Source organism: Clostridium sp. TJA020 (assembly GCF_058310295.1).
Genome location: NZ_JBZEFC010000005.1, coordinates 57090 through 70111 on the forward strand (window position 1 = coordinate 57090; position 13022 = coordinate 70111).

At 28.1% G+C, this 13022-nt stretch carries 11 protein-coding genes, 1 riboswitch and 1 other annotated feature; of the genes, 2 read left to right on the forward strand and 9 right to left on the reverse strand.

The genetic code is table 11. From position 1 onward, the window contains the following. Positions 1-63: 63 nt before the first annotated feature. The 4 genes from rsmA to AC4FQ1_RS09150 form a co-directional block, all read right to left on the reverse strand. Positions 64-906 carry a 16S rRNA (adenine(1518)-N(6)/adenine(1519)-N(6))-dimethyltransferase RsmA gene (gene rsmA, locus AC4FQ1_RS09135; RefSeq protein ID WP_491169517.1) on the reverse strand — a complete coding sequence of 281 codons (843 nt, stop codon included), beginning with the start codon at positions 904-906 and terminating at the stop codon, positions 64-66. 1 nt (position 907) lies between these two features. Next, positions 908-1459: a ribonuclease M5 gene (gene rnmV / locus AC4FQ1_RS09140; RefSeq protein ID WP_303127466.1), complete on the reverse strand. Its 552-nt coding sequence runs from the start codon at positions 1457-1459 to the stop codon at positions 908-910. Between the two features lie 161 nt (positions 1460-1620). Further along, positions 1621-2676: a resuscitation-promoting factor gene (locus AC4FQ1_RS09145; RefSeq protein WP_491169518.1), complete on the reverse strand. Its 1056-nt coding sequence runs from the start codon at positions 2674-2676 to the stop codon at positions 1621-1623. Between the two features lie 223 nt (positions 2677-2899). Next, a complete protein-coding gene (locus AC4FQ1_RS09150) occupies positions 2900-3685 on the reverse strand; it encodes a TatD family hydrolase (protein ID WP_491169519.1) in 786 nt (261 codons plus the stop codon). Between the two features lie 100 nt (positions 3686-3785). Between AC4FQ1_RS09150 and AC4FQ1_RS09155 the strand changes: the two genes are divergently transcribed. Continuing rightward, positions 3786-4460: a Crp/Fnr family transcriptional regulator gene (locus AC4FQ1_RS09155; RefSeq protein WP_303127374.1), complete on the forward strand. Its 675-nt coding sequence runs from the start codon at positions 3786-3788 to the stop codon at positions 4458-4460. 204 nt (positions 4461-4664) lie between these two features. Here AC4FQ1_RS09155 and AC4FQ1_RS09160 read toward each other — a convergent pair whose 3' ends face one another. Beyond that, positions 4665-6041 (reverse strand): methionine--tRNA ligase, encoded by a 1377-nt coding sequence (locus AC4FQ1_RS09160; RefSeq protein WP_491169520.1) that lies wholly within the window; start codon positions 6039-6041, stop codon positions 4665-4667. 78 nt (positions 6042-6119) lie between these two features. Further along, positions 6120-8081: a methionine--tRNA ligase gene (gene metG, locus AC4FQ1_RS09165; protein WP_491169521.1), complete on the reverse strand. Its 1962-nt coding sequence runs from the start codon at positions 8079-8081 to the stop codon at positions 6120-6122. Between the two features lie 64 nt (positions 8082-8145). Continuing rightward, positions 8146-8383: a binding site (T-box leader), on the reverse strand. A gap of 139 nt (positions 8384-8522) precedes the next feature. Between metG and AC4FQ1_RS09170 the strand changes: the two genes are divergently transcribed. After that, positions 8523-9011 (forward strand): FUSC family protein, encoded by a 489-nt coding sequence (locus AC4FQ1_RS09170; protein WP_303127368.1) that lies wholly within the window; start codon positions 8523-8525, stop codon positions 9009-9011. Positions 9012-9033: 22 nt separating this feature from the next. Here the strand turns inward: AC4FQ1_RS09170 and AC4FQ1_RS09175 are convergent, their stop codons facing one another. From AC4FQ1_RS09175 to AC4FQ1_RS09185, 3 genes are all read right to left on the reverse strand, one after another. Then, on the reverse strand, positions 9034-9510 hold the full coding sequence (locus AC4FQ1_RS09175) for an Hsp20 family protein (protein WP_491169522.1): 477 nt from the start codon (positions 9508-9510) through the stop codon (positions 9034-9036). Positions 9511-9654: 144 nt separating this feature from the next. Further along, positions 9655-11373: a Na+/H+ antiporter NhaC family protein gene (locus AC4FQ1_RS09180; protein WP_303127364.1), complete on the reverse strand. Its 1719-nt coding sequence runs from the start codon at positions 11371-11373 to the stop codon at positions 9655-9657. Positions 11374-11495: 122 nt separating this feature from the next. After that, a riboswitch (Lysine riboswitch) is annotated at positions 11496-11671 on the reverse strand. A gap of 84 nt (positions 11672-11755) precedes the next feature. After that, positions 11756-13006, reverse strand: coding sequence for an aminopeptidase P family protein (locus tag AC4FQ1_RS09185; protein WP_491169523.1), 1251 nt, complete (start codon positions 13004-13006; stop codon positions 11756-11758). Between the last annotated feature and the right edge of the window lie 16 nt (positions 13007-13022).

Consider the following 13022-nt stretch of genomic DNA (forward strand, 5'->3'; position numbering starts at 1 on the left):
ACCTCCGCATACATTTATTCAATATAGTATATGCAGTAAGGTACCTATTATGATAATCGAAATTTACTTATATTTGTAAATTTCATCACTAAGCTTTGCAAATTCTTCTAAAGATAAAGTTTCTCCTCTTCTCTTTGGATCTATTCCAGCATCATCAAATGCCTTTTGTAGCTTTTCTTTATCTATACCTATATTTTTTACTCCGTTCCATAAAGTTTTTCTTCTCATATTAAAAGAATTTCTTATAATGTCAAACATAAGTTTTTCATCTTTAACTTCAACTCTTGGACTATCTAATCTATCTAACCTTATTACTATTGAATCAACCTTAGGTCTTGGTATAAATGAACTTGGTGATACTTTTCTTATTATTTTTGTATTACAGTAATATTGTACTAATAATGATAATGAACCATATTCTTTACAGTTTGGTTCTGCATTTATTCTCTCTGCAACTTCTTTTTGTATCATTATAGTTAAACTTTTAAAATTATATTTTTCTTTTAAAAGATTTACTATTATCGGAGTAGTTACATAATAAGGAAGATTTGCAACTAATTTTACACTTTTTTCATTTCCAATTATTTCATTGAAATCTACCTTTAAAGCATCCTTATGTACTAATGAAAAATTTGGATGACTTCCAAGTTCTTCTTGTAATATAGGAATTAAATCATTATCTAATTCTATTGAAACAACTTTTTTAGCTTTATTTAAAAGCTGAGCAGTTAAAGTTCCAACCCCTGGTCCTATTTCTATTACTAAATCTTCATCATTAACATCAGCGCCTTGAACTATATCAGTAAGAACTGAGTCATCTATAAGAAAGTTTTGTCCTAAGCTCTTCGAAAATTTAAAATTGTACTTTTTTACAAGTTCTTGAGTTTTATAATCTTTTATTTCCATATTAAATTTCTCCTATTTCTTTTTCTACTTTTTGCATAGCCTTTGCAAATTCTTCTTTGTCTATTCCGTAATTGTTTAGTCTAGATAGCATTTGTTTAGCATTTCCATATCCTATTCCAAGTTCTTTACCTAAAGCCATTCTTCTATCCTTAGCCTTTTCATCAGCTGCAAGTTTAAAATAAAACATATCCTCCATACCATATTCATTATGCTTTTCTTCTAGCGTAACCTTTGCACCTTCTAAGGCTCTTATTATAACATCTGGACATGCGTTTTCTACACCTATATCTCCATCTTTTAATCCATCCTCTTGAGCTATATATGCATGCTTTATTCCTTTTACTCTCTTTGCAATTATGTTACGTATCTTCTCTCCAGCAAAATCTGGATCAGTTAAAACTATAACTCCCTTTCTTTTTTGAGCTTCTTTTATTCTATCTATAACCCTTTTATTTATTCCGAATCCACCAACAGCAATAAGTTCAGCATCTACAGCTTTCTTTACTGCATCTATATCATCTCTACCTTCAACTACTATAACTTCTTTTATAATTTTCTTATCCACAAGCTTTACTTCCTTTCGCTAATCATTTATTCTTAGCACTCATATATAAATAATTTACATATATATATACATCATGTCAAATAATAATACATAACTATTATATACAAAAAAATAAGAGATAACTAATCTGTTATCTCTTTAAAATCAAACTATTCACCCGGATAAGATACTATATAAACATCTACTCCATATTTTCTTCCCCATTGATTACATTCTGATGAACTATTTAAATAAACATCTATTATATTTCCTTTTATAGCCCCACCAGTATCTGACGCTCTAGCATATCCATAACCTTCTACATATACTAAGCTTCCTAAAGGAATAACTCTTGGGTCTACTGCTATTGTACTAACTCCACCAGGGTTGTACACAGGAGCAACACCAGTTGCAGTAGTACTATGACCAGAATATGCTGTTGCTTCCATAACTAAGTGTTTCTTATATTGTACTGAATCACCTCTATTTGGTATATAATTAACTGGATTCTTTGTACCTTGTACAACCACTGCATTAACAGGAGTTGCAACAACTTTACTACTTACCTCTTTCTTTGAAGCTTCTTTTCCATCTTTATATACTATTTCGTAAGTAACCTCTTGCTTTCCGTTTTTACCTTCAGCTTCAATTCGTTTCTTACCTTTCTCAAGGCTTTCATCACTCTTAGTTACTGTATCATAAGGTATTGCCTTTTGTTCTGTAACCTTCTTGCTTTCTACCTTAACAATACTAACATCCATATTTTCTGTAATTGGAGTATTTAGTTCTGGTTTAACTTCATCTATACCATCTACATATTCTACTCCTTGTTTTTTAAGTTGATCATTACTAGTTAATAAAACATCTTCAATATTGTCTTCTGCTGAATAAATTTTAACATCTTTATCTGCAAACTTAATATTGATCGGCACAGCTTTATCAACTGCAATCTCCTGACCTTCTTTAATTTTGGATTCTAAGGATGGTTGCACCTTATCATAATTTGATAAACCTATTCCTTTATCTTGCAACGCATCTTTAACAGTCCCTTTATATGTGATAAATGTTTCTTCTTTTCCGTCAATACTTAATTTAACTGTCTTTCTCATTGTAGCAACTGTAGTGGCTACTATGACTACAGCAATAGCTGCAGTTAATATCACTATTTTTGCCTTCGGACCGTTAGAAAAACTTTTCTTCATAAAAGTTTTAAATTTTTCTACCATTGATTTCCCTCCTTTGGCAAGAGTGTCTTTTGCATTATACTTAGTTTTTAGTACCTTGTCAAATCTACACTCTCTTGCTTACTAGCGCTAAACCTTGAAAATGCAGTGCTATGCATATATTTTTTTTATTATAATTTAGCACTAAATGAGTTCCCTGCGTCCATGGTATATTGTTTAAGTATCTCCGAGAATTAATTGTAAATTAATTCCATTTAAGTTTACATTATTTTTCCTTATTAATCAAGTTGTAAAAATTGTTATTAAGCTCAATATTTAACTCTTCTGGATTCATGCTTCTTATTTCTGCTATTTTCTCTATAACTTCTTTTATATAATCAGATCTGTTTCTCTTTCCTCTATTTGGTACTGGAGCCATAAATGGAGCATCAGTTTCTACAAGCATTCTGTTAACTGGAATTTCTTTTGCAACCTCTACTATTTTTTTTGCATTTTTAAATGTAACAACACCAGTAAAACCTATGTAATATCCTAATTTTATACATTCTTTTGCAAACTCTACACTTCCTGAAAAACAATGAACTACACCCTTAACTTTTGGAAATTCTTTCATTATATATAATGTGTCTTTATGTGCATCTCTATCATGTATTATTACAGGTAAATTTAATTCTTCTGCAAGTTTCATTTGTTTTCTAAATACATCTTGTTGAACTTCTTTTGGAGGATTTTCTTCCCAATAATAATCTAATCCAATTTCACCAACAGCAACTATTTTTTCATTTGACTTTATTAAATCTCTTAATTCTTTTAATACTTTATCTGTTAATTCATTAGCATTTTCAGGATGAATTCCTAATGCGCCATATATAAAATCATATGTTTGTGTAAGCTTATAAGTTACTTCTATACTTTCATATGAAGAAGCACAGTTTAAAATTCCAATAACCCCATTATTTTTTAATTCATTTAAAATTTCTTCTCTATCTACATCATAATCCTCAGAATCATAATGTGCATGTGTATCAAATATTTTGTATTTATTATCCATTAATAGCAAATCTCCCTCTTTTAAAATTTTATTACATATATTATTATACAATATAAGCACTTTGAAAAAATATATACATTAGTGAAAGGATTTGAAACACATGAAAAACACGCAATTAATAAATATAATAAAATCATCATTGTTGTTCAAAGATTTTGAATTTGAAGAAATAGAAGCGATTATATCAGACCCTTTAGTATCAATAAAGAAATACTCTAAAGAAGAAGTTATATTTTTTAATAATGATATTTGCAATAATTTAAGCATAGTAATATCTGGTGTAGTTGAAATTCAACAAAATGATGAAAATGGAAATGTTTTAATTGTTTCAACCCTTGAAGCTTCTAATATGTTTGGTGAAAATTTATTATTTGGAAACAAGAATACTTATCCTATGGATGTAGTTAGTAAAAATAATAGTTTAATTCTTCATATAAATAAAAAGAAAATAACTTCTTTACTTCAAGAAAACCAAAAATTATTATTAGCATTTTTAGCACTATTATCTAACAAGGCACTATTATTAAGTCAAAAATTAAAACAAGTGTCATCAAAATCATTAAGAGCTATGATTTGTGAATTTTTATTGATTGAATCAAAAAAACAAAATAGTAATATAATAAACTTAAATATGACAAAGCAAGCTCTAGCAAACTCCTTCGGAGTTCAAAGACCTTCATTATCTAGAGAATTAATCAGAATGAAAAATGAAGAAATAATTGACTATGATAGAAAAACAATTAAAATATTGAATTTCGACAAAATAACAATCTAATTTTATTAATATTTTCATTATTATTTATTTAGAATAATTATCATTTAATATTTTATTATATATTTTGACACAAAACTGACATATTACTAAGTTATTATTTAATTGTAAAGTAGTTAAAGCATTATTATTTACCCCTTATAACCATCTTAATTGATTGGTTCCTAGAATATCTAGTCCCCCTATTTTAGATATTCTAGGATTTTTTTATATTTTATTTTCTTTTAATTTTTTTATTTCATCTATAATATTTTTCCTATCTATTAATTCAAATAATGATTTATATGATTTTATAATAGATGTTTTCCTTACGTTTATTAAATTCCACTCTCCACCACTTACTTCAAAATTATCTTTTATCTTTTTTGATGTTTCTGGTAAAAATGGCTCTAATACATTCGCTAAATTTATAATACTTTCAACCTTTGGATTATTTTTTTTATTTTCTTCCTTTATATATGCAAAAATTTGCCTAATTGCAGACTTAAATTTACATTGTTCTATTTTCTCTCCAACACTAAAATATAAATCCAACATTTTATCTCTTTCTATATTATCTAAATAAGAAAAATCACTTGTTTTTATTGTTTTTTTATAGAGACTATCTAATTCAAAAACTAAATCTCTATTATTTAAATTTATAAAATCTCTCCATTTAAAATCTGTTATAGTCTCTTCAGGTCCATTATTTATTAAATAATATCTTAATGAATCTACATTGTATTTTTCTAATATTTCATCTACCCAAATGGCCCAATTTTTATTTGTAGAAAAATCTTTACCTTCAAGTTTTAAATGTTCACTAGAAACTATAGTTATATTTGGATTTTTAAAACCTAATGCTACTAATATTCCAGGAAAAATTATTGTGTGAAATGGTATATTATCCTTTCCATGAACTAAATAAACTTTACTATCCTCACTATCCCAGTAATCAGATAACTTATTATCTAATTTATTTTCTATACATTTGCTTGTTGCAGTTAAATATCCCATAAGAGCTTCAATCCAAACGAATATCTTTTTATTTGAAAAACCTTTAAAAGGTACATCTATCCCCCAATCAATTTCTTTTGTTATAGATCTATCTCTTAATCCTTCATCTAAATATCTTTTTGTTATTGTTTCAGCATTTTTTCTCCAGTCATTTTGTTTTATAAATATTCTTTTTACATCATTTTCTAATTTTGAAAGTGAAAATATTAAATTCTTATCATTATTTTCATAAACTTCTTCATATATATAACCACTTTCATATAATTTTTGTATGAATTTTTTTACATTTTCCTTATGATATTTAGTATCCGTATTGGTAAATAAATCAAATGAAAAATTTAATTTATTAAAACATTCTATAAATTCATCATTATATTTTTTAAGTGTATCTTCTGGTGTTATTCCAAGTTCTAAAGCCTTTAACTTTACTGGTCTACCATGTGCATCACTGCCCGATATAAATACTACATTATCTCCCATCATTCTATGATACCTTGCTAATATATCCCCTGGAAGAAAAACTGCTATCCGTCCTAAATGCAACTTTCCATTAGCATATGGCCACGCATTACCTACTACTATATTCATTTTCTCAAACCCCTTCCTATTTTATACAAAAAGAAGCCAACCTTATACAAGCTGACTTCCTATCTAGTGTTTTTTTATTTATCTTACTATACTTCCAGTTGGTAAGTTATCTCCTGGATTAACTAAGTTTAATATACTATCATCGTCATTTGATGCAGCAATTATCATACCTTGTGATAATTCACCTCTTAACTTAACAGGTTTTAAGTTTGCAACAAGTACAACATTTTTTCCTATTAAATCTTCTGGTTTAAAGTGTTTTGCTATTCCTGAAACTACCTGTCTAACTTCTCCACCTAAATCAACTTTTAATTTAAGTAATTTGTTAGCTTTCTTTATTGGCTCACACTCTAAAACTTTAACTACTCTTAAATCTATTTTTTCAAAATCTTCTATTGTTATTTCTTCTTTAATTGGTTGCATTTCTTTAACGTCTTCTTTAACTTCTTCTTTTTTAGAATTAGCCTCTATTTGAGCTTTTCTTAACTCTTCAAGTTCAGCAAGCTTTTTATCAACATCTATTCTTGGGAATAAACTATCTCCTTTTTTAACATTTGTTCCAGGAGCAGTTCCATCAAATCCTTCTAATGAATTCCAATCAGTTGCTGTAACAGCTAATTGTTCATTTATTTTTTCTGAAGTTGTTGGTAAGAATGATGATAATAAAACTGAAGTAAATCTTAAAGCTTCTGCTAAATTATAAAGAACTGTTCCAAGTCTCTCCTTTTTATCTTCATCCTTTGCTAATATCCATGGAGTTGTTTCATCAATATACTTATTAGCTCTTCTAACTAATTCAAATACATTTTCTAAAGCTTCAGGAAGCTTTAATGCATCTATTGATTCTGAAACCTTCTTTGGAGTTTCTAATGCTAAGTTAATTAGCTCATCATCTACATCTTCCTTACCTACTGGTGCTGGAATAACTCCATCAAAATATTTTTCTATCATTGCAACTGTTCTTGAAAGTAAATTTCCAAGGTCATTACAAAGATCTGAATTTATTTTCTTTATAAATATTTCGTTGTTAAATAATCCGTCTGCTCCAAATGGTATTTCTCTTAATAAGTAATATCTAACAGCATCTACACCAAAGTTTTCTACTAATGTAACTGGATCAACTACATTACCTTTTGATTTACTCATCTTTCCACCATCAACAAGTAACCATCCATGACCAAATATTTGTTTTGGTAATGGTAAATCTAAAGCCATTAACATTATTGGCCAATAAATTGTATGGAATCTTAATATATCCTTGCCTATTAAGTGAACATCTGCTGGCCAGTATTTATCAAATAATTCTGTGTTATTGCTTCCATATCCTAATGCAGTTATATAGTTTGATAATGCATCAATCCATACATAAACAACATGCTTTTCATCAAATGTTACTGGAACTCCCCAATCAAAGCTAGTTCTTGAAACACAAAGATCTTGTAATCCTGGTTTTAAGAAGTTATTTAACATTTCATTTTTTCTAGATTCTGGTTGTATGAAATGTGGATGTTCTTCTATATATTTAATTAATCTATCAGCATATTTGCTCATTTTGAAGAAATAAGCTTCTTCTTTTGAAGTTTCAACTGGTCTTCCACAGTCTGGGCACTTTCCATCTACTAATTGACTTTCTGTCCAAAATGATTCACATGGAGTACAATATAACCCTTCATATGAACTCTTATATATATCTCCTTGATCATATAATCTTTTAAATATTTTTTGAACTGCTTCCACATGATAATCATAAGTTGTTCTTATAAACTTATCATAACTTATATTCATCATGCTCCAAAGGTCTTTTATTCCAGCAACTATTTCATCTACATGCTCTATAGGTTTTATACCTTTTTCTTCAGCTATTCTTTGAATTTTTTGACCATGTTCATCTGTTCCTGTTAAGAACATTACATCATATCCTGTTAATCTCTTAAATCTTGCTATTGCATCAGCTGCAACTGTTGTATAAGTGTTACCTATATGTAACTTCGTTGATGGATAATATATAGGTGTAGTAATATAATATGGTTTCTTACACATCTTAAAATCCTCCTTTATTTATATAAATATATCTTTTACTATAAAAAAACCTCTATGCATAATGCATAGAGGCGTTATATACGCGTACCACTCTATTTCTCCTTTGCCTCACGACAAAAAACTCAATAGGTAATAAAATTTACCTTACAATATAACGGTTGTTCCCGTATCCTTCTAACTCTCTAAGCTCAAAGGATGTGCTCCAAGGCCATATTCATAAAAGTCTATAACACTAGCTTTCAGCAAATTGCTAGCTCTCTTTAGATACATACTTTTACTACTCTTCTTTTCATAGCATTTATCTTTAATTTTAATATTTTAAATATATAATATTCTATATATTTTTATATGTCAATTGTTTTTAAATTGTAATCTTTATTAATAAAATTATTTACTTCTATGTGTTATAATATTTAAAAATCTATTTTGGGGGTTTTAATTATGAAGTTAAACGTGCATAGGGTTGGTTTACGTAATATAAAAACAGCTCTTGCGGTTACTGTTTGTATGATTATATTTCAATTTCTAGGACGAGAAAACGCATTTTATGCATGTATTGCTGCTGTTATTTGTATGAAGGATACAGTCTCAAGTTCCTTTACCATGGGTAAAAATAGACTTATCGGCACTATAATTGGTGGTATATTTGGTATGTTAATTATATTTATTATGATTAAATTTACCTTCTTATATGATTATAGCGCATTTATAACTGGACTTGGTATAGTTGCTGTAATTTACACTTGTAACCTTTTTAATAAACCAGGATCAGTTACAATTGCATGTATAGTACTTATAGGTATAATGATTAATTATAGTGGACCTCAATCTTATGCTTATGCCATTGGAAGAAGCATAGATACCGCAATAGGTATAATCGTAGCAATACTAATAAATAAATATTTTAATCCACCTGAGGAGAAAGAATAAAGCTATAGTAAAAACTATAGCTTTATTCTTCTTTATAATCTACAACATCAATAATCTCACTCTGATCAACTGGTAATCTATAATTTAGTTTAGGTATTTCTAATTTTAATCTATAATTTTTAAATGATACCTTAAGTGATGATATATCTGAATCTGGAACAAAAAATTCTCTAGAAAATCCATCACCAAATTCTGATACAACCATAGACATATTATAACCATTAGAAAATACTTGCCTTCGATTTATATTTATATATATATAATCATCTTTATAATCTACTTTTATATCTTTTTTATCTATCCCTGGAAATACTCCTTCTATTATATATTTAGATTCATCTTCTTTCATATTTACATTTATAAAATCACCTTCATTAAAAAATTCTTCAATTGAACCAATATTTATATTACTAAAAAACTTAGAAAATGTTTGACTAAATATATTAGAAAAATCTCCTATGTTATTAATAATATTTCTATTTCCTATTCTTCTATTCATAATATCCCTCTTATAAAATTTTTCTTATTATAACTTATTAATATAAATATTATACTGACACATTTTAATTTATATATTAGGTAAGTTATTAATTATTCTAATAAAAAAGTGTGGAAATTATCCACACTTTTAAAAATTAATATATTAATTTTCCACAACTTCATCCACTGGTTTTCCTATAAACTTAACAGCAATTACAAGTACTATTATTGCAACAGGTAATATTATATAAACAGGAACATTTAATCCAGCTGGTATATAACCTAATATTATTGTGGCTCCTGCAACAAACAGTGCATACCACATTTGTGTTTTTACGTGTTCTATATGATCACATCCAGCTCCCATTGATGAAAGTATTGTTGTATCTGATATTGGTGAACAGTGGTCTCCAAATATTGCTCCTGTAAGTACAGCACTTGTACTTAATACTATATAGCTCATATCTGGTGATATTGAATGAGCTAGAGGAATTGCAAGAGGCATAAGTATTCCCATTGTTCCATATGCAGTTCCGGTAGCAAATGATATTACAGCTCCTAATATAAATATAATACTTGGAAGTAAAAATGATGGTATTGATCCAGATAATAATGTAACTAAATATTTAGCAGTTCCCAAATCTTTTATTACTGAACTTAATGACCATGCAAGTAATAAAATTACTCCAGTTATTATAAGACCTTTCATTCCATCTACCCAAACTTCAACAGCTTCTGACACAGTAAATATCTTTTTACAAACTCCCATAGCAATTGCTATTATTGATGCAAATACTGCTGATTGGAAAAGTGCTGTTGATGCATCAGCTGCACTAAATGCTTCTCTTATTGCTGTAAAAGAAAACGGTGCATTAGTTACAACTTCTCTAAGTGCTACATCAGTTCCACCTATTATACTTGTATATCCACTATAATAAAAACTTATAAGAGCTGATATTATAAGTGCTCCTATTGGGATTATTGCATTCCAAATACTAAGCTTAACTCCTTCTTTTACTTTCATCTCATCTTCTGTACTTATACTTTCAAGCTCCGATTTTTTATCCTTAATACCTTTTCTAGCCCTAACTTCAGCCTTTCTCATAGGTCCAAAATCCCTAAGCATAACAGATGTAATAACTACAAATGCAAGTATTAAAATATTATAAAATCTATATGGAATAGTTTGAAGAAAAACACCAAAAGAATCAACTTTAACTCCAATTTGAGTAAATGAATCATTTATAAGTCCTACTTCTAACCCTATCCAAGTTGATATTATTGCAAGTCCTGCAATTGGTGCTGCTGTTGCATCAATTATAAAAGCTAACCTTTCTCTTGAAACTTTAAGTTTATCTGCAACAGGCTTCATTATAGGACCTACTATTAATGAATTTGCATAATCATCAAAAAATACTAAAAGACCTAGAAACCAAGTAACAAGTTGAGCACTCCTTGGAGTTTTTGCTCTTTTTGCAAGTGCTTCTGCTATAGCTCTAGCACCTCCCATTTTAGCAACAAGATTTATTACTCCTCCAATAGCTAAAACTTGAAGTATTATTCCAGCATTCCAAGGATCCGCTAAAGAATTTAGGACTCTTTGTATAAAATCTAAAAAGGCTTGTATCAATGCATTAAATGCATTTTGATCTACGACTTGAATCATAAAACATCCAGCTAATGCACCAATAAACAAAGATACTACAACATTTTTTGTAATAAATGCAAGTACAATTGCAACTAAAGGTGGTATTATAGTCCATATACCAAACCTTTCTGCATTTACAGTTCCTGGATCAATTTCTGATGCAAATGCTACTGTTGTCATACTCATCATTAGTATAAAGGTAAATAAAAATACTAAATAATTTCTTTTTTTCATGATTGAATCCCCCTATTAAAATAAAATTTGTGAATATTTTTAGAGGCCCATCATTTTACTTTAAAGTCAAAAAGAACCTTGAGATAACACTCAAGGTTCTAAATATATAACGTAAGAATCCATTGAATGATAGCTCACCACAAATATAATTTGTGACAGTCTTATGCATATTATGCATAAGCCCAGGATTATAACATTAAAGCATTAGTTATATCCTTCGGCGGTATTTCCTTTCATGTTATATCATAGTGCTTATCTCAATAACATTACTCTTAAAGACCGCGCCTCTATCTCTTCGCAAATTATTCACTTTTAAATTAATATAATTATATAATATAAATATATATATATCAATATATCTTTTAATTTTTTGTTTATTTTATTAACAATTTTTCATAAATTCTTCTATTTCACTAACTGATTTTATCATATCCTTAGTTAATACCTCACATCCATCATCAGTTATTAGTACATCATCTTCTATTCTTACACCAATACCTTCTTCTCCTATATATATGCCTGGTTCTACTGTATATACCATACCTGGTTCTAAAACTGTATTTCTTCCTGGATTTTCTATATCATGAGTATCTAAACCTAAGCTATGTCCTATACTATGCCAATAATATTTTGATACTTCTTCCTTATTTTCTATTAATCCAAGATTAATACATTCTTCTGCAATCCACTCTTTAGATTTTTTATTTATATCTAAGAAATTAATACCTGGTTTTAACTCTGATATAACTTTCTCATTTACTCTAAGTACAGCTTCATAAACTTCCTTTTGTCTTTTTGTAAACTTACCGTTTACAGGAAATGTTCTTGAAATGTCTCCATTATAATAATTAACCTGTGCTCCTAAGTCAAAAAGAATTAAATCTCCATCTTTAGCTTCTGAATTATTATCTACATAATGTAATATAGTTGCATTCTTTCCAGCTGCTGCAATTGTATTAAATGCATAATCACGAACTCCTCTTTTTCTGCATTCAAATTCAAAATATGCTTCTAATTCATATTCAAGCATTCCAGGTTTTATATTTTTCATTATTGATTCAACACCTTTAATTGTTATATCAATAGCCTTCTGCATTTCTTTTATTTCAGATGGACTCTTTACAAGTCTTATTGGTGCAAATATTGGAAATACATTTTTTATATTCACTTGTGGATACTTATTTCTAAGCTTTTTAGCAAATGTACTACTTACTGTTGGTAAACTGTTAAACTCATCTCTTTCTAAATCTAAATATATATTTATATCAATACTTTCATTTATTATTTTATTTAAAAATCCTCTAAACTCTCCTAAGTATCCTATATCTTCTATACTATTTAAATTAAAAACTTCTTCTTTTCTTATTGTTTTACCAAGCCACTTTTCTTTTTCAAGGTCTATTTCTTTTATAAACATCTTTTCAATTATATTGCCATTTAATTTACCCATAACAATAATATGATCTTCTTCATCAATTCCTGTTAAATAATAAAAATTTCTGTTTGGTGTAAAACTATATTTTTCATCAGCAGTTTTCTTTGGTGCATTTCCAGCAAAAAGAATTAATAAAGAATTTTCCTCTAACTTTTCAAGTACCCTCTTTCTGTTAAATTCAAAAACTTCTTTCTCCATAATTATCCCTCCATAC

Bases quoted from the DNA above. Each gene is read 5' to 3' on its own strand.
- rsmA (WP_491169517.1), bottom strand. From the start codon at position 906: ATGGAAATAAAAGATTATAAAACTCAAGAACTTGTAAAAAAGTACAAT.
- AC4FQ1_RS09145 (WP_491169518.1), bottom strand. From the start codon at position 2,676: ATGGTAGAAAAATTTAAAACTTTTATGAAGAAAAGTTTTTCTAACGGT.
- AC4FQ1_RS09150 (WP_491169519.1), bottom strand. From the start codon at position 3,685: ATGGATAATAAATACAAAATATTTGATACACATGCACATTATGATTCT.
- AC4FQ1_RS09155 (WP_303127374.1), top strand. From the start codon at position 3,786: ATGAAAAACACGCAATTAATAAATATAATAAAATCATCATTGTTGTTC.
- AC4FQ1_RS09160 (WP_491169520.1), bottom strand. From the start codon at position 6,041: ATGAATATAGTAGTAGGTAATGCGTGGCCATATGCTAATGGAAAGTTG.
- metG (WP_491169521.1), bottom strand. From the start codon at position 8,081: ATGTGTAAGAAACCATATTATATTACTACACCTATATATTATCCATCA.
- AC4FQ1_RS09170 (WP_303127368.1), top strand. From the start codon at position 8,523: ATGAAGTTAAACGTGCATAGGGTTGGTTTACGTAATATAAAAACAGCT.
- AC4FQ1_RS09175 (WP_491169522.1), bottom strand. From the start codon at position 9,510: ATGAATAGAAGAATAGGAAATAGAAATATTATTAATAACATAGGAGAT.
- AC4FQ1_RS09180 (WP_303127364.1), bottom strand. From the start codon at position 11,373: ATGAAAAAAAGAAATTATTTAGTATTTTTATTTACCTTTATACTAATG.
- AC4FQ1_RS09185 (WP_491169523.1), bottom strand. From the start codon at position 13,006: ATGGAGAAAGAAGTTTTTGAATTTAACAGAAAGAGGGTACTTGAAAAG.